This is a genomic window from Dactylosporangium salmoneum (assembly GCF_039532525.1).
GTDB lineage: Bacteria > Actinomycetota > Actinomycetes > Mycobacteriales > Micromonosporaceae > Dactylosporangium > Dactylosporangium salmoneum.
The window spans coordinates 75,890-92,942 of record NZ_BAAARV010000006.1 but is presented as its reverse complement, the minus strand read 5'-3'; the positions used below and the strand labels follow the sequence as shown (position 1 = coordinate 92,942).

Sequence of the window (17,053 nt, the reverse complement as noted above, 5' to 3'; positions counted from 1 at the left end):
CCTTTTTGTTGACCGCGATGTTCTGTTCGTGTCGTGACACGCGATTTTGCCCGTACGGCCGTACTGTTTGCGCGGGTGGCGGTATCCCGCCGTCCTCGCTGCGTGGCTCCGCGGTTGTGCTGGGTAGTCAAGGGTCCGTGACGACCGGCTAGGCACTCGAAGCGAGAGTGCTGTTGAACAGGCGTTATGCAAGATTCCGGCGATCGTGGCGTTACGTGATCGACACCTTGACCCCCGAGGTTCATACGCCCAATCCGAATGTCCACTATGGACGATCGCGACACATCTTTGACACGAACGTCCGTACGGTGATCTTTCCCGAGAGCGGGCTCCGAGTCGACCACCGGCTTGTTACGGCATAGCGGATGCAGCTAGGTCGTTGAGGGCGGCGTTGATGACGGGCCAGCACATCTTGATGGTGTCCTGGTCAGGAAGGTCGCCGAGCGTCACCTGCGCGTTGGGGTGGACGAGGTTGCGATAGTGGCGCACCGTTGCGGCGAAGCGATAGACGTCGGCTTGGATCCAGTGTTCGCGGTGGGCAAGGTCGATCAAGTCGTGGAGCATCCACTTGTCCAGTGGCTTGGTGGGGTTGGGGACTCGAGCCTTGAGCGCATCGAGCAGGACGCCTTCGAGGAGGCTGCCGAGCATGATGATGGCACTGGTGTAGGCCCCGTTTCGGTCGCAGGTGCGGGCCTCGGCGAGTCGGTGCTCCAGGACCGCCGCAAGCTCTGGGTCACGGATGAGGTCAGCCATGTTGACGTGCAGCACGACGTCCGGTGTCTCCTGGTGCTGCTTCGGCTCGGCGTACTTGCGGATAGCCGGCTTGCCGAGTGCGTGGGTGACTTCGAAGCCTTCCACGACGAGGACGGTGTTGAGGAGCTCGGTGACTTCGGCGGCGGCGAGGGGTTCGTTACGGTGGACGTATTCGCGCCGGTCGGCGAGGCGCCGCACGATGCTGTCGATGGCCTCAGGTTGGTTGCGGCGGGCACGGAGTTGTTCGGTGAGCCAGCGGCGTCGGGACTCCCCGCGGAAGCGGGGTACGTTGCTCCATCCAGCCTGCTGCAGGAGCTTCTCCAGGTCGGGGGCGCTGCGATAGACCGGCAGGTCGCCACCGCCGCAAGCGATACGAGCGATTTCGTCGAGGGTGTTGTCGTCGGCGTTCTCAAGCATCGGCGTCTCCATCGTCGTCGGGCAGCGGAACGGGGGTCCAGCGAACCTGCTGCGGGTCGCTGGTGGGCAGGGAACGTGGTTCGATGCGCAGCTGTTGCAGGCGTTGCCAAAGCGGTTCGAGCGCGGTGGCTTGGTTGCTGGCCCACAGGCTGTGCCGCATGCGGTGGAACTGCCAGCCGGATCGGCGCAGCTCGCCTTCCCAGCGCAATCGCTGTTCGAGGTGCTCGGAGGTGATCGGACATTCCGGGGTGTCGCATTCGATCGCGAGTTGCCCCTGCTCACCGACGACGAGCAGGTCGATGACTTGATCCTTGCTGATCTCGTACTGCGGGATGACCGCGTATCCGCACGCGCGCAGCTCGAGGAACAGCTGCTGCTGTAGCAGCGAGCGAAACGGTGGTCGGCGCCGGTCGGCCGGCACGTGGTCCAGGAGGGGGTCGATCGTCAGCGCCGCCGGTGGGTACTTCATGTAGGTGAGCAGCGAGCGTCGAAGATCGTCGTCGTGCGTGGAGGGTTCATCGAATGAAAGGAACAGCCACATTTGGTCCTTCGCGCGGCTCGCGGCGACGTTGTAGCGGTGTCCTTCGCGTCTGCTGGTGATCGCCTTGCGGGCGCGGTCGACCACCATCGACAGCAGGATCACGTCCCGTTCGTCGCCCTGGAAGTCTTGGGGTTGCCCGATGCGTATGTTGTGGCGGTTGATGGTGCGGTCGTCGAGTCGTCGGCGCATTTCGGCCTCGAGGACGGAGATCTGACCGGTGCCTTGCAGGGCGATGACGCCGATGCTGCGCTCGGCGTAGTCTGGGTCGTTGACCATCTTCTCGACGGTTTCGAAGATGGCTTCGGCTTCGGCTTTGTTCTTGGCGTACTGACCCTCCCCGGTCTGTTTGCCGTTGGGTACCCGGAAAACCTTCAGCGGCTCGAGGCGGTCTGCGCCGAACTGCCGCAGCGGTACGAGTCGTTCCTTGTAGAACTGTCCGGACGACCAGCCGATGATCTCGGGCATGCAGCGGAAATGCTGGGAAAGCTTGACGACGTGCGGGAAGAGGCCGGCCATCAACCGGTACAGGTTGGAGGTGGGTTTGAACGCGGCCCGCGCATGGGCCGGTAGCTCCCTCAGGTAGTGGTCGACGAGATCCTGAACGCTGTCGTGCTCCTCGATATTGCCGGGCTGGCACTGATTCTCGTCGCCGACGATGATGACGCGGGGTGCGAGCCACAGGAGGAACAGCGACTTGATGGTGGCTTGACTGGCTTCATCGACGATGACGACGTCGAACGAGTCCGCGATGGCGGGGATCGTTCGGGCGACCGCGTCGATCGGCATGATCCACGCCGGGATCGCGGGAGCGGCCTCCTGTACGGCGCCACGGGCATCGGCCAAGTGCCGTTGGTTCTGGTGCTGCTTGCCTCCGCTGCGGCCGAGGTCGTTGATGATGCCCTTGTACGACTGCAGAGCTCGCCGTTGGGGAGCGCTGAGGCGAGCGGCACAGTGTCGCAGTGCGACCTTGGCGGCGAAGTCTGTGGTGATGTTGCGTAGTCGCAGTTCGTGCTCGTCGACGCGATCCTCGTCGGTTGCCTCGGCGTCGGTCGCGTCCAGTTTGGTGCAGTAGTCCGCTGCTCGTGCCCACGCCCAGGCCGCGCCGAACCGTGTCATCCGGGTGTCCCAGATCGGGTCGTCGACGGTGGCGGTGATGCGTTCGGCCAGCTCCGGGTGGGCCGAATGCAGCCGATCGAGTAGGACATCGCATGAGCGTTGGGCACGCTGGTCGGCGCCGGCTTGGTCCAGTTCCTGTCGCAGCCGGCCGAACCGGTCCGCGTCGCGGTCACGTACCGCGGCGGCGAGGTGCGTCACTTCCGGTGCGGCACGAGGCGCATCGGCCCAGTCGGACAGTGATGCGCCGACCTGCTCGAGGTAGACGATGGCGCGCTTAGCCCGGGCGATTTTGACGCCGGCGCGGACCAACATGACGATGTCATCCCACGCGCGGGGCGTACTGATCTGGAAGCGGATATCGTGGCGGCGTAGCTTCTGTTCGAACATGTCGCGGGCGCTGATGAACGCGCGAATCGCCGTAATGGCCGGAATCCGGTCGCACAGCTGGCGCAGGCGGTGGCGTAGCGGACCGCGGACGAGCGGATGTCCGACCTGCGCCCAGCCGTTCGCGACGTCCGCAACGGCGATCTCTGCCTCCAGGACGCCGATGATGAGGTTCACCTCGGCCACCGAGGCGGGTGCGGCACCGTCGACCGTGCACGACTCGAGTAGGTCCATGGCGTCGATCTGCGCTTGCGGGGGCCAGTAGCGTCGGAGGCGACCGCCGCGCGCGAAATGCCGTCGCAACCGCCGGGCCTGGCCGAGCAGCCGTTGCAGGCTGGTCGTCGCGGCGGTGTCCAGGTCGACGCTGGACCCGTCCCGGTTCACGGTCAGGTGTTCGAAGCGGTGCAGGTCGACGGTGTCTTCCAGCAGCGGCACCCAGAGGGGTGCGGTACGCCGGTCCAGCAGCGCCTCAACCGCCGCGCTCTGCCAGTCCCCGACACCCCAGTCACGCGCCCGCTCGCTCAGTCCGCATTCGTTCAGCGCGGTGATCGCCACCTCCATCAGCCGTTCGAGTTCGGCTCTAGCGGGGTGTTCCAAGACCATGAACGCTGGTCGCAAGTGGCCATGGTCGGGCTCGAAGAGACGTTCAGCGGCGGTCACCTCGTCGATCGCTGCGGTGATCGCCATCGGACTCGGCACACTGCGCAGATCGGGAAGTTCCTGGATTGCGCGTTCTGCGCGCTGCGGCGTTGCCGTGCGGAGCAGGGACACCAGGTCGATAGCTTCGTCATCGGTCAACGGGGCCGTCGCTGCGAGCGGCTGCCGCGACGCCGTGATCCATGCGAAACTGGCTCGATCGTCTTCAACGGCTCTGACAAGGTCGCGGAGCGACCCCTCATAGCCCACGGCGACGTCGCGATGAACGAAGTGCTCCTGCGAGCGCGTGACGAGCAGTTGCTGTCGTGCCTCCTCGAGGTCCTCGATGACCGCTTGACGTTGCTGATCCAGGGCCACGATCTCCTCATCCAATCGGACCGGGTCAACCGTGGCGACCAGCTCTGACAGGTCGTTGATGCTGTCCTCAAGCTGCTGCGCGCCACGCCGCTGCAAGCTGGACATGAATACGCACAACTCGCGCAAACCTGGCGGCAACTTGTCCCGCAGGACGTGTAGTGCCCGTTCCTTTTCACTGGTGATCAGCACTCGTTGCCCGTCGGCGAGGAGCGCGGCGGTGAGGTTGGCGATGGTGTGGGTTTTGCCCGTGCCGGGCGGCCCCTGAACGACGACACCGTTGTCGCCCCGTAGATGGTTGAGAATCTCCTGCTGTTCGCGGTTCGCCGCCAGCGGGAACAGTGGCTGGATACCGTCGGTCGTCGTGGTGTTCGTGGAGCGACGCAGCCAACGCACCCGGTCCGCGGGCTCCAGCGGCAGCACCAACTGCGCCAGGCCCAGCGGAGCGGTCGCGTCCGGCCGGTCGAGCTGATCGGCGATGTGCTGGTAGAACTCTGCGACACTGCTGCGGTCGCGGTCGCGTAGGAGCAGGGCCGGCGACAGCGTCAGGCGCGACGCGCCGGTATCGTCTGGAGCTGCCCAGTCTGCAGCGGTGATGTCCAAAGGTCCGGTCCAGCTGTGGCGCTTCCACTCCTCCAACCAAGCTGCGGCTGCCGGCGAGAACGGGTGGAAGCGAAGCCGGTCGGGTTCAGCAAGGGCCGGTGCGCTGCGGTTGAACGAGAAGCCGTCCGAGGCCTCTAGGAATTTGCGGTCCTCCAACCGCAGCTGCACCTCGTCGGTCATCACAACCTGCAGCGCGTCGGCGTCCGGATCGTGCTCAATGCCGACGTCCACGGTCAGCAGGTGCCGGTAGATCGGTGACCTGCCCGCGTCCTCGGCTGCGATGAGGCCGACGCCGACAATCAGTTCGTGCGTGTCCGCCCGCTGGGCCGCCGCACGACGTAGGTCCTCCAGGAAGCTGTGCTGCTCAGCGACTTTCGCTCGGAAGCGCTCCTGCTCGGCCCAGTCCTGCCATCGTCCGAGATACTCCTCGAACAGCGCGGTGATCGATGTCGTCGACAGGCTTCGGGAAACTTCGGTGTCGTCGCCAGGTGCGACGCCCATCAGCCGTGGCGGCATGTCCGTGTTTGACTCGGCGTCTGGGTCCAGCCACGGGCGCAGCGCGGCTGACGGAGATGGCTGAGGGGCTGGTGGCCCTGGATCCTCGACACGCACCAGGATCGGATTCTCCGACTTTGTGACATGTTCGCCGAACTCCTCGAGCCAGCACGCAGTATGGCTCTTCCGGATCGAATCCCGAACCGGTCGCCCATCACGGATCAGTGACTGTAGATATGAGACCAAGGCGCGTGTCAGTCGAACGGCCCTTGGATCCCTCGGTGAGACTGACTCCGACAATGATCCCCCTCGCATCGCCCAACACCACAGAATGCACGTGGTTCGACGTGGAGGGCAATAGCGACGAGCGTGAATGAATGCTGGTCTGCGATGCGCCGTTGCCGCGCATCGGCCCTCGCCCAACGAACGGTAGTCCGCCTCGGGTGGATGCCACTCGGCGAGCGCGGAGCGACCCGATTGGCAAGGAAATCGGCGATCGTGGCCGTGTGGCGGGAACGGTGCCTCGCCGACTTGCGCCGCGCCCTCGATCGGGTGAATCTGAGCTTCCCCCGCTTTGATGGAGCGGTGGTTACCTGCCTCGGGTCGGGGCAGGGGCGAGGTTAGCTGGCTCGGTTTGGTCGTGCCAGGCGGTCTCGTACTCGTCGGGGCTGCGGTAGCCGAGTTTGCGTTGGATGCGGCGGGTGTTGTACCAGGTGTCGATGTATTCGAAGATCGCGTTCTCGGCTTCGTCGCGGGTCCGCCATGAGGTGTGGTAGACGAGTTCGATCTTCAGGGTGGACCAGAAGTTCTCCATCAGCGCGTCACATCAGTCAATCGGGCCGGCTCGGGTGGTGCCGGTGACAGCGCGCCGCCGGCCGGCTCGGCATGGCTGGCCCTGCTCACCGCCGCCATCGCAAGCAGCATTTCGGTGCGGGTGATGTGGTACGAGCTCTACGCCGCGGCCAACAGGATCTGAGATAGCGAGCAGAGATCGACGAGCGGTTGACCTGCATTTCTAGCGTCTGCTCGATGCCGCAGATGACGTACGGCCCACGCCGCGAGTCAGCCTGAGGGCCGGTCGCAGCGCAGCGCCGGTGCCGGTCACCTCGTCAGGCGGTAGCACGACGCGCTCGTCCCGGGGCGGCATGGAGGCGGTGGCTCATCGGCTCGCGGCTTCGTACTCCACCATGACGTACACCCGGGATAGGTCGCTTGTTGCCGTTGCCGGGACCAGGTCGTGGCCGGTGGTGCCGACGCGGCCGATCGTCAGCGTGCCCAGCCGGTCGGAGTGCTGGGCCGGGTCGACGGTCACGATCCGGTTCGTGGCGACCACGTTCGCGTCCGCGGGCACTTGGTCCAGCCGGGCGTTGCCGCCAGTGCCGACCACTCGCAGCGGCCGGTATGTGATGTCGGTCAGCGCGTCGATGCTGAACGAGGCGGCGGTCACCAGTTCCACGTCGGCCTCTTCGCCGCTCGCCGCGGTGATTCGGCCGAGCAGACCGTCCGGCGTCGCGACGAGTCGGCCCGGGAGGAGGGCGCGTGGCGAGCCCTGGATTCGGGCGTGGTCGGATGATCGGGTGAGGACCGTGGCCGGCACGGCGACCGCGTCGCCGATGGCGCCGCCGTCGGCCGGGCCGCGGAAGACTACGGCGCCGGCATGCCTTGCGATGACGGTGGTGTTGATCGGTGTCGCGCCGGGCGGTAGCGACACGAGCAGCCGCCGGCCCAGGTCCGGGCCGCCGCCCTCGACCAGTTCCTGGTCCACGGCAGTCGAGTGGTAGCCGAAGCCGGTCACCCCTGGCGCGCCGAGCGCGAACAGCCAGGCGGAGGGGCGGGAGTCGAGCGGCTCGATGCCCGTCGCGGTACTCAATCGTCCGCTCACCATGCTCACCACTCGGGTGGTGACGGGGTCCGGCGCCGGCCGGTCGGCCCGCAGGCGCAGCGCGTCGCGGTCCTCGGCGGTGCCGGTCAGGATGGCCAGCCGGGGCTCGCCCTGCGCGTCGCGGCCCTCGAGCACCACGACGGGGCCGAGGAGGACCGGGTCGCGGTCGACGAGCAGGGCGTGTATGTCGGTGTGCGGGCCCGAGGCTCGGGTGGAGTCCCAGACTTGTACCGCCTCGGCCAGCAGGCCGGTGCCGGTGGCGTTGCCGGTGACCGGCCAGCCGAGGAACGGCCCGTCGGGGGCGGTGACGGGCATCGGCGTCGGCCGCGCCGCCAGCGCCACACTTACGGTTACGACCGTGACCGCGACAGCGGCTGCCGCGGCCAGGCTGCCGGCCCGGCGCCAACGGCGGAGCCGCCGGGTACGGTGGCGGATCTCCTCGTGCGGCACCGGCAACGGACCGAGCTCATCGGCCAGATCGTGTAGCCGCTGCTGCAGCAGGTCATTGTTGTCGGTCATCGGTCCACCTCCGCGGGCTGCGCATGGGTTTTCTCGGCGGGCAGGTCGCGGCGCAGCCGCTGCAGCCCGCGTGAGGTCAGGCTTTTGACGGTGCCGACCGAGCAGCCGAGCAGGGCAGCGGTCTGGTGCTCGGACAGGTCCTCGTAAAACCGCAGCACGACGGCCGCGCGCTGCCGCGGCGGCAGCTCGGCGAGGGCCCGTCGCAGCACATCGCGGTCGTCCATCGTCGAGGCGGCATCGGCCAGGCCGCGGTCAGGGACGGCTTGGACCGGGATTTCCTGCCGCCAGCGACGTCTCCGGCTGCTACGAAACACGTTGACGAGGATCTTGCGCACATACGCATCCGGTGCTGCGTCGAGCCGGTGCCAGGCCAGCGAGGCGCGGGCGAGCGCGGTCTGGACGAGGTCCTCAGCCTCGTGCCGGTCGCCGCACAGTAGATACGCGGTACGCGTAAGCCCCTGATAGGCGACCAGCACGAAGTCGCGGAAGTCGAGCTCGCTGTCGCGGTCCACCCATGCCCCCGATCGGCCACCGAAACCTGGTCAGTCTCCATACCCGCGACGTACAGCAGAAGGTTGCCACGTCTCTTACGCACGATCGCGCGATGCGCATCGGCGTCGTGGTGCTTGCGACTGACCCGTGATGACACGCTGCTACCGGTGACGAGTTCGCGGTAACAATCGTTCCGTGACCGGCATGTCGTGCCCCGCCGCGGGGCACCACCCGACAGCGGTGACAGGATGCAGATCGAACTGCGATCCAGACCGGACTATCGACTCTTCGCTGTCCGGGATGTCGATACCGATGCATCCGAGGGGCCCGCGGATGCCAGCCCGTCGGCGGACCCGAGCCCGTCCGGCACGGTCGCGCCGTCGCCGTCGCCGTCGGGTGGCGGCTGATCCGGTACCCGGATCGCCGTGAAAGTCGATACCGGCTGAGGATCTCGGCCGGTCCGTCGCCCCGGTCTCGTACCGCGGTACTACGCCGCACCGGTGAGATCGTTCCGCGGTACCGCCGCCGGAGGTCGTTCGGGCTTTAGCGTCGTCGACGGGACGCCGGAAGTGCGGCGGGGTCGAGGCGAGGAACGGCTGATGATCGAGGCACGGCAGTTGACGAAACGGTACGGCGAGAAGACGGCGGTCGACCGCCTGGACTTCGACGTGAAGCCCGGCATGGTGACCGGGTTCCTCGGGCCGAACGGCGCGGGGAAGTCCACCACCATGCGCATGATCATCGGGCTGGACGCGCCGACCGGCGGGTCGGTGACCGTCAATGGCCGGCGGTACGCGCGGCACACGGCACCGCTGCAGGAGGTCGGAGCGCTGCTGGAGGCGCGCTCGATCCACCCGGGTCGCACCGCGTTCGACCACCTGATGGTCCTCGCCCACACGCACGGCATCCCGCGGTCGCGGGTCGACGAGATGATCGAGCTGACCGGGCTGCAGTCCGTGGCGCGCAAGCGCGCCGGGTCGTTCTCGCTCGGCATGGGGCAGCGGCTCGGCATCGCCGCCGCGCTGCTCGGGGACCCGGCCACGGTGATGCTCGACGAGCCCGTCAACGGCCTCGACCCCGAGGGCGTGCTGTGGATCCGCAACCTGCTCGCCGGGCTCGCCGCCGAGGGTCGCACGGTGTTCGTGTCGTCGCACCTGATGACCGAGGTGGCGCTGGTCGCCGAGCACCTCATCATCGTCGGGCGCGGGCGCCTGCTCGCCGACACCACCGTGCACGACCTGGTGCGCGAGGCCGGCGGCGACACCGTGGTCGTGGCCACCGCGGACCCGGCCCGGCTGCGCGCCGCGCTCGCCGGCCCGGGCGTGGAGATCACCGGGCGGGCCGGCTCCGAGGAGCTGCGGGTGACCGGCCTGCCGGCGCGGCAGATCGGGCTCGTGGCCGCCGAGCACGGCATCGCGCTGTTCGAGCTCACCCCGAAGCACGTATCGCTGGAGGAGGCCTTCATGGATCTGACGAGGGACGCCGTGGAGTACCACGGCGGCGTGACGAGTGGGACGGCAGCATGAGCACGATCACGGACACCCGCACGGCGGGGGCCGGCGCCGGGCCGGTGGCGCGGCCCGCATACAAGGTCACCGGGCGGCGGGTGCTCCGCTCGGAGTGGGCGAAGCTGTGGACGCTGCGCTCCACCTGGATCGGGCTCGGCCTCGGGCTGGCCGGGCTGCTGGTGTTCGGCAGCATCGCGGCGGTGCGGTACAAGTCGCTGACCACCGCCGGCGGCACCCGGGTGGGCTCGGGGGAGTTCGCCCACGCGACCGCGGTGACCCTGACGCTGTTCGGCGTGCGGTTCGGCCAGCTGGCGCTCGGCGTGCTCGGCGTGCTGTTCGCCGCGGGCGAGTACTCCACGGGCATGATCCGCTCGACGCTGGCCGCGGTGCCGCGCCGACTGCCGGTGCTGTGGTCCAAGGCCGCCGTGTACGGCGTGGTCGCCTTCGTCGTCGGTGTCGCCGGCGCGTTCGGCGGGTTCCTGATCGTCGACGCCGTCGTGTCCGGCACCCCGGCCCACATGTCCCTGTCGGACAACGGCGTCGCCCGGGCGCTGCTCGGCGCCGGTCTCTATCTGAGCCTCGTCGGGGTGATCGGAGCCGCGCTCGGGATGCTGATGCGCTCGGTGGCCGGGGGCATCTCGGTGCTCGTCGCCACGCTGCTGCTGGTGCCCGGGCTGCTGTCGCTGCTGCCGACCTCCTGGCAGGACAACATCGGCCCGTACCTGCCGAGCAACGCCGGTGAGTCGCTGTACGCGCTGCAGCACGACCCGGGCATGCTGTCGGCGGGCACCGGCGCGCTGGTCCTGGTGGGCTGGACCGTCCTGGCGCTGGCCGGCGGCGCCTACCGCCTGGTACGCAAGGACGCATGACGATCGCAGAAGGGTCGGTGACGATGAGCTCCGCCGGCACCGACCACCTCGCCGCCCACCCGCTGGTCGACCGGCTCTCCGGCCTCGGCCAGCGGCTGCGGCGGCTCGACGCCCGGCGGCCATGGCTGTTCGACGCGGCGGTGGTCGCCGCGGTACTGCTGGTGTTCTGCGCGCCCGACTTCATCCGCCACAACGACGATGGGCGGGACCTGCAGATGCTGCTGTACCACCCGTCGCTGGCCGGCACGGTCGCCCTGCAACTCGGCCTGGTCCTGCCGCTGTTCTGGCGTCGGAGGGCACCCACTGCCGCGTTCTACGCCATCGCCGCCGTGTTCGTGGTGCAGTGGTGGCTCGGCGTGCTGCTGCGCGCCGACGTCGCGCTGGTCATCGCCGTCTACAGCCTTGTGCTGCGGGTGCATCCGGCACGCCTGCCGTGGGCCGGGCTGACCGTCGCCGCGGCGCTGGGGCTGGTTGCGTGGCGGGTCTCCGCCGTGGTGTCGCCGTGGGACGCGCTGTTCTTCCTCTACAGCGCCGCGACCGCGGCCGCCGCCCTGGGCTTCGCCATCCGCATCCGCCGGGCCCAACTGGCCGCGCTGCGCGACCGGGCGCAGCGCCTGGAGATCGAGCGCGACCAGCGCAGCCGGCTCGCGGCGGCCGCCGAACGCACCCGGGTTGCCCGAGAGATGCACGACATCGTCGGCCACAGCCTGTCGGTAATCATCTCACTGGCCGACGGCGGCTCGTACGCGGTGGGCGGCAACCCGCAACGCGGCCGCGAGGCACTCGAGCTCATCGGCGACACCGGCCGGCAGGCCCTCGCCGAGCTGCGCCGGGTGCTCGGCGTCCTGCGCGAGGAGACCGAGGCCGCCGAACTGCACCCGCAGCCCGGCATCGCCGAGATCGGCGCCCTCTGCGAGCGCATCCGGGCGGCGGGACCCGACGTCGTCTACCGCACCGCCGGCGACGTCGACGCCCTCGACCGCGGGGTTCAGCTCACGGCGTACCGGATCGCGCAGGAAGCGCTGACCAACGCGCTACGGTACGCGGGGCCCCGCACCGCGCTCGACGTCGGTCTCGCCGCCGGCGGCGAGCGCCTGCAGATCACGGTGCACGACACTGGCCCGCAGCCGCCCGACCACCCGCCCCCGCCGGCCGCGAGGCCCGGGCACGGACTCGCCGGCATGCGCGAGCGCGCCGCCCTCTACGCCGGAACTGTCGAGGCCGGCCCGCGCCCCGGCGGAGGCTGGACGGTACGGGCGATCCTCGACCTGACCCCGCTCACCGAACCCGAAGGCCGGCCATGATCACCGTACTCATCGTCGACGACCAGCCCCTGCAGCGCCTAGGCTTCCGCATGCTGCTGGAGAGCAACGAGGACACGGACGTCGTCGGAGAGGCCGGCAACGGTACCGAGGCGGTGCGCCGGGCCGAGCAGCTGCGCCCCGACGTGATTCTCATGGACGTACGCATGCCGGGCATGGACGGCATCGAGGCCACCCGCCGCATCGTCGCGGCCGGCGACCGGTCCCGGGTGCTCGTGCTCACCACGTTCGACCTGGACGAGTACGCGTACGCCGCGCTCCGTGCCGGGGCCAGCGGCTTCCTGCTCAAGGACGCGCGGCCCGAGGAGCTGCTGGCCGGCATCCGGGCGGTCGCGGACGGCGACGCCGTCATCGCGCCTGCGCTGACCCGGCGGCTGCTGGACCGCTTCGCCGGCCACCTCGCCGCCGACGCCCCGCCGCCGGGCCGCACCGACCCGCGCCTGGCCAGCCTCACCGACCGGGAACGCGAGATCCTGGTGGCGATCGGCACCGGCTGGACCAATCGGGAAATCGCCGAGCGGCTCGTGCTGTCCGAATCCACCGTGAAGACCCACGTCGGCAAGGTCCTGGCCAAAATCGGCGCACGCGACCGCGTACAGGCCGTCATCTTCGCCTACGACCAGGGACTCACCCGGCCGAACACCGGCGCATGACCGCGGTGGTGTCCGCGCGGTGCCCCGGTCAGTACACCTGCGGGTAGCGGCACAGGTCGGTGGTGGTGCTCTTGCGGCCCGTCGCGCCCACTGTCGCGGCCAGGACCATTACGTTGTCGGTTAACCGCTGGTCACAGCGGTGATGAGGTCGTGTGGGCGGCGGGTGGCGCGGGCGATGTTGGTGTCGCCGTTGGTGCGGTGGTAGCCGATCGCGGTGTTGCGCAGGGGTGCGAGGACGGCAGGTCCGGTGCCGGTTCGAGCTTGGTGTAGGTCTTCACGGAACGTCACGTCCCGCACGTGATGGACGCGGTTTTCGATGAAGAACCGCCGTGCCGCGGCCGCGTCGCGGCGGGTGCAGACGAGCACGTCGATGACCTGGCCGTCCTGGTCGACGGCCTGGTACACGTACCGCCAGATGCCGTTGACCTTCACATAGGTCTCGTCCGTGAACCACCTGTCACCGGGTGCGTGCCGACAGAACCGGGCCGCGTCGGCCAGTAGTGGGGTGAAGCGTTGCACCCAGCGGAAGACGGTGACGTGGTCGGCCTCGACACCACGCTCAAGCAGCAACTCCTCGACATCACGGTAGGAGAGGTTGTACCGCAGGTAGAGACTGACCGCGACCACGATGACGTCGGGTGGGAACCGGTACCCGGCGAACGCCGACCGCGGTGGCAGTGATGGACGCCGACGGTTCGAGAGCTTCACCGTCCAAGCCTGCCTGACCAGGACAACGCTCAACGCAACGGACTCCGCCCGCGCACACGACCAACAGGCGCACCGGTGCGGCTGTCACGCTGCCACCACGACCTCGGTGCCGGCCCGGCGGATCGCCTCCACGTGCTCCGGGTCGGCGCTGGCGTCGGTCACCAGCACGGCCACGTCGGTGATGGCGCAGATGCGGGCCAGGCAGTTGCGGCCGACCTTCGAGCCGTCGGCGACCACCATCACCCGGTCGGCGCGCCGGATCATCGCCCCGTTGGTGTGCGCCTCGATCTCGTCGTGTGTGGTCAGGCCGCCCCGGGCGCTGATGCCGTCGACACCGACGACGGCGACCTCGATGTTGAGGCCGGACAGCGCCTGATCGGCGATCGGGCCGACCAGCTCGTACGATTGTGTCCGGGAGACCCCGCCCGTCATGATCAGCTTCAGCCGCGGGCGCAGGGCCAGCTCGGCCGCGATGTTGAGGGCGTTCGTCACGACGGTGAGGTCGACCCGTTCGGCGAGCAGGCGGGACAGCATGAGCGTGGTCGTGCCGCCGGTGAGGCCGAGCGTCAGCGGCCCGCGGGGCAGCAGGGCGGCCGCCCGCTGGGCGACCAGCGCCTTCTCCTCGCGGTGGTGCCCGACCCGGTAGCGCACCGGCAGCTCGTAGGCCACGTCGACGGCGACCGCGCCACCGTGGGTGCGCGAGAGCAGCCGCTGCTCCTCCAGCACCTGCAGGTCGCGGCGGATCGTGGCCGTCGAGACCACGAACTCCTCGGCGAGGACGCCGGCATCGACGGAGCCTTGCCGGGACACGCGCTCGAGGATGGCCGACATACGGTCGGCCCGGCGCAGCGAACTCTGGGGCATGCAGGCTCCGATCGATGATCAAACGCGCAATCATGATAGTTCGTTTGCGCGCGAGACGTCAAAGAACCTTGTGCGGTTCTGCGTTGCGTGCTGACAATCCGAAGCATGACTGTGATCACGTTCCTCGGCGCGGGCAGCGTGGTGTTCACCCGTGAGCTGCTCGCCGACCTGCTCTCGTTCGACGAGTTGCGCGGGGTGACGCTCGCCCTGCACGACATCGACCCGGAGCGGCTGGCGACCGCCGAGGCGATCGCCCGCCGCACCGCCGACCAGCTCGGCGCGACCCCGAAGATCACCACCAGCCTCGACCGGCGGACCGCACTGGACCGCGCCACGTACGTCATCAACGCCATCCAGGTGGGCATGCACGCGGCGACGGTGCGCGACTTCGAGGTACCGGCCAGATACGGGCTGCGGCAGACCATCGGCGACACGGTCGGCGTCGGCGGCATCTTCCGTGCCCTGCGCACCTTCCCGGTGCTGGCCGGCATCGCGGCCGACATGCGCGCGGTGTGCCCGGACGCCTGGCTGCTCAACTACACCAACCCGATGGCGATGAATGTCGCCTATCTGGCCGCGATCGCCCCCGACCTCAACGTCGTGGGCCTGTGCCACTCGGTCTTCTGGACCGTGCACGACCTGTGCGCACTGGTCGGCGTGCCGCTCGACGAGGTCGACTACCGCGCCGCCGGGGTCAACCACCAGGCGTGGCTGCTGCGCTGGGAGCATCGCGGCGAGAGCCTGTACCCGCGCCTGGACGCGCGCCTCGCCGAGGACCCGCAGCTGCGCCGCCGGGTGCGGATGGACATGTACCGCCGGCTCGGCTACTTCCCGACCGAGACCAGCGAACACTCCGCCGAGTACGTGCCGTGGTACCTGCACCACGACAGCGAGGTGGAGCGGCTGCGAATCCCGGTCGGCGAGTACGTGCGCATCAGCGAGGCGAACCTCGCCGACTACGCCGCCACCCGCGCCGCGGTCCTCGCCGGCAAGCCCTTGGACCTGCACCGGGACGCGACGGAGTACGCGCCGCAGGTGATCCACAGCATGGAGACCGGGACCCTGCGCCGCATCCACGCCAACGTGGCCAACCGGGGGCTGGTCAGCAACCTGCCGGAGGACTTCGCGGTGGAGGTACCGTGCGTGGTCGACCGCCTCGGCGTACGCCCGGAGCGGGTCGGCGCGCTGCCGCCGCAGTGCGCCGCGGTCAACCGCGGGTTCGTCAGCGTGGGCGAGCTGACCGTGCGCGCCGCGCTCGACGGCGACCCGAGGCTGGTCCGGCAGGCGGCGATGGTCGACCCGAACACCGCCGCGACGTTGACGGTCGAGCAGATCTGGGCGCTGTGCAACGACCTGACCGAGGCGCACGGCGACCTGCTGCCGGAGTCGCTGCGCGGCCGCGTCACCGTTTGACCAGTCGCAGGGACCTGGCTTCCCCCGGGGTCCGACTCACCCCTGCTCGGCCCGACCGTGCAGGCGGCCACCGACCAGGTCGGTGCACACTGGCCCGACGACATCACCGTCCATCTCGACGCCGGCTACGACTCGAACGTCACCCGCACCCTGCTCGACGAACTGGGTCTGCACGGCGAGATCGCCCGCAAGGGTGCCCCCGCGCCGGTGCAGGTCGGCAAACGGTGGGTCGCCGAGCGTACGCATGCCTGGATGAACGGTTACGGCAAGCTGCGCCGCTGCACTGACCGCGACGGCAAGATCGTGGACTTCTTCCTCTATCTCGCCGCCGCCTTCGTCACCGTCCGTGCACTCATCCGCAAGGCTCGAACCCGGTATCGCTGGTCAGCCAGGCCCATCACCCGCCGCCTCAAGTGATCCAATTGACGGTTTCTCTAAGTCGGATAAGTTCGGACGCTCTATGTCTGGACTTATCCGGCTTACCAGACATCACGAACGCTGCTGCGTACAGCCAAATGCGCAATCCAGAATGTCCACTTGTGCAGTAGCCTTGTGTATCAAACGTAAACGCGCATAGCGTTCGTGCATGAACGACACTGTGCTCGAGATCGCCAGTCAGCCGGCCGTGTGGGCCCACGGGCTCGCGCTGGCCGGGGAGGCCCGCGCCGCCCTCGCCGCACCCGGGGAACGCACGCTCGTGCTGGGCTGCGGAACCTCGTGGTTCATGGCCCAGAGCCTGGCGGAGCTCCGGGAGGCCGCCGGCCTCGGCGAGACCGACGCCGTGTGCGCGTCGGAGTTCGTCCCGCGCCGCCGGTACGACCGGGTCGTGGCCATCACCCGCTCGGGCACGTCGACCGAGGTGCTCGACGCGCTGCGCCGGCTGCCGGCCGGGGTGCACCGGGTGGCGGTCACCGCCGTCGACGGCGAACCGGTCGACGACCTCGTCGACACCCGCATCCTGCTCGACTTCGCCGACGAGCGCAGTGTGGTGCAGACCCGCTTCCCGACCACGCTGCTGGCGATGACCCGGGCCGCGTTCGGCGAGGACCTCGGCCACCTCGTCGCCGACGGGGAGGCCGCGCTGGCCACCGACCTGCCGGCCGACCCGGCCGCTATCGACCACCTCGTGTTCCTCGGCACCGGCTGGACCGTCGGGCTCGCCCACGAGGCGGCGCTCAAGGTACGCGAGGCGGCGCAGGCCTGGTCGGAGTCGTACCCGGCGATGGACTACCGGCACGGCCCGGTTGCCGTCGCCGGCCCGCGCAGCCTGGTCTGGTCGTTCGGGGCGGTGCCGGCATCGCTCGACGACGTGGTGCGCGCCGCCGGCGCGCTGCCGTACCGCGACGACCGGGACCCGCTCGCCCAACTGGTCCTGGCCCAGCGCTTCGCCGTCGCGCTCGCCGCGCACCGGGGCCTCGACCCCGACCACCCCCGCCTGCTGACCCGGTCGGTCGTGCTCGCCTGACCCCGCCCGGGCCCGGCAGGTCCCGGCCCGCCTGTGCC

General features: G+C 69.3%; 13 protein-coding genes and 2 pseudogenes. 8 read left to right on the top strand and 7 right to left on the bottom strand.

Annotated elements, in window-relative coordinates:
• Positions 1 to 351 precede the first annotated feature (351 nt).
• From ABD352_RS05280 to ABD352_RS05260, 5 genes are all read right to left on the bottom strand, one after another.
• Positions 352 to 1,170, bottom strand: a complete 819-nt coding sequence (locus ABD352_RS05280; protein WP_344611062.1) for a hypothetical protein — start codon at positions 1,168 to 1,170, stop codon at positions 352 to 354.
• Positions 1,163 to 5,341: an AAA domain-containing protein gene (locus ABD352_RS05275; protein WP_344611061.1), complete on the bottom strand. Its 4,179-nt coding sequence runs from the start codon at positions 5,339 to 5,341 to the stop codon at positions 1,163 to 1,165. Before ABD352_RS05275 ends, ABD352_RS05280 begins: the two co-directional genes overlap by 8 nt.
• A 568-nt stretch (positions 5,342 to 5,909) precedes the next feature.
• Complete coding sequence (locus ABD352_RS05270; protein WP_344611060.1) at positions 5,910 to 6,134, bottom strand: IS3 family transposase; 225 nt, start codon at positions 6,132 to 6,134, stop codon at positions 5,910 to 5,912.
• Between the two features lie 345 nt (positions 6,135 to 6,479).
• A complete protein-coding gene (locus ABD352_RS05265; protein ID WP_344611059.1) occupies positions 6,480 to 7,721 on the bottom strand; it encodes a rod shape-determining protein MreC in 1,242 nt (413 codons plus the stop codon).
• The gene (locus tag ABD352_RS05260) at positions 7,718 to 8,233 is read right to left on the bottom strand and encodes a SigE family RNA polymerase sigma factor (protein WP_344611058.1); all 516 of its coding nucleotides are present in this window, start codon (positions 8,231 to 8,233) and stop codon (positions 7,718 to 7,720) included. Before ABD352_RS05260 ends, ABD352_RS05265 begins: the two co-directional genes overlap by 4 nt.
• 228 nt (positions 8,234 to 8,461) lie before the next feature.
• Here ABD352_RS05260 and ABD352_RS05255 point away from each other — a divergent pair, with 228 nt between their 5' ends.
• The 5 genes from ABD352_RS05255 to ABD352_RS05235 all read left to right on the top strand — a co-directional run bounded on the left by ABD352_RS05255 (position 8,462) and on the right by ABD352_RS05235 (position 12,565).
• The gene (locus tag ABD352_RS05255; RefSeq protein ID WP_344611057.1) at positions 8,462 to 8,620 is read left to right on the top strand and encodes a hypothetical protein; all 159 of its coding nucleotides are present in this window, start codon (positions 8,462 to 8,464) and stop codon (positions 8,618 to 8,620) included.
• A gap of 192 nt (positions 8,621 to 8,812) precedes the next feature.
• A complete protein-coding gene (locus ABD352_RS05250) occupies positions 8,813 to 9,739 on the top strand; it encodes an ABC transporter ATP-binding protein (protein WP_344611056.1) in 927 nt (308 codons plus the stop codon).
• A complete protein-coding gene (locus ABD352_RS05245; RefSeq protein WP_344611055.1) occupies positions 9,736 to 10,590 on the top strand; it encodes an ABC transporter permease in 855 nt (284 codons plus the stop codon). The genes ABD352_RS05250 and ABD352_RS05245 overlap by 4 nt, the downstream gene beginning before the upstream one ends.
• Positions 10,587 to 11,894, top strand: coding sequence for a sensor histidine kinase (locus ABD352_RS05240; RefSeq protein ID WP_344611054.1), 1,308 nt, complete (start codon positions 10,587 to 10,589; stop codon positions 11,892 to 11,894). Before ABD352_RS05245 ends, ABD352_RS05240 begins: the two co-directional genes overlap by 4 nt.
• A complete protein-coding gene (locus tag ABD352_RS05235) occupies positions 11,891 to 12,565 on the top strand; it encodes a response regulator (RefSeq protein ID WP_344611053.1) in 675 nt (224 codons plus the stop codon). The genes ABD352_RS05240 and ABD352_RS05235 overlap by 4 nt, the downstream gene beginning before the upstream one ends.
• 270 nt (positions 12,566 to 12,835) lie before the next feature.
• Here ABD352_RS05235 and ABD352_RS05230 read toward each other — a convergent pair.
• Both ABD352_RS05230 and ABD352_RS05225 read right to left on the bottom strand, forming a co-directional pair.
• Positions 12,836 to 13,243: pseudogene (locus tag ABD352_RS05230) on the bottom strand (IS6 family transposase); the annotation flags it as partial.
• A gap of 114 nt (positions 13,244 to 13,357) precedes the next feature.
• Positions 13,358 to 14,137, bottom strand: coding sequence for a DeoR/GlpR family DNA-binding transcription regulator (locus ABD352_RS05225; protein WP_344611052.1), 780 nt, complete (start codon positions 14,135 to 14,137; stop codon positions 13,358 to 13,360).
• 105 nt (positions 14,138 to 14,242) lie between these two features.
• On the opposite strand from ABD352_RS05225, the gene melA reads away from it, so the two are divergent.
• The 3 genes and pseudogenes from melA to ABD352_RS05210 all read left to right on the top strand — a co-directional run bounded on the left by melA (position 14,243) and on the right by ABD352_RS05210 (position 17,015).
• Entirely contained in the window at positions 14,243 to 15,550 is a 1,308-nt protein-coding gene (gene melA / locus ABD352_RS05220) for an alpha-glucosidase/alpha-galactosidase (protein WP_344611051.1), read from the top strand.
• A gap of 33 nt (positions 15,551 to 15,583) precedes the next feature.
• A pseudogene (locus ABD352_RS05215) lies at positions 15,584 to 15,967 on the top strand (transposase family protein); the annotation flags it as partial.
• A 169-nt stretch (positions 15,968 to 16,136) separates the two neighbouring features.
• Positions 16,137 to 17,015, top strand: a complete 879-nt coding sequence (locus ABD352_RS05210; RefSeq protein ID WP_344611050.1) for an SIS domain-containing protein — start codon at positions 16,137 to 16,139, stop codon at positions 17,013 to 17,015.
• Positions 17,016 to 17,053 lie beyond the last annotated feature (38 nt).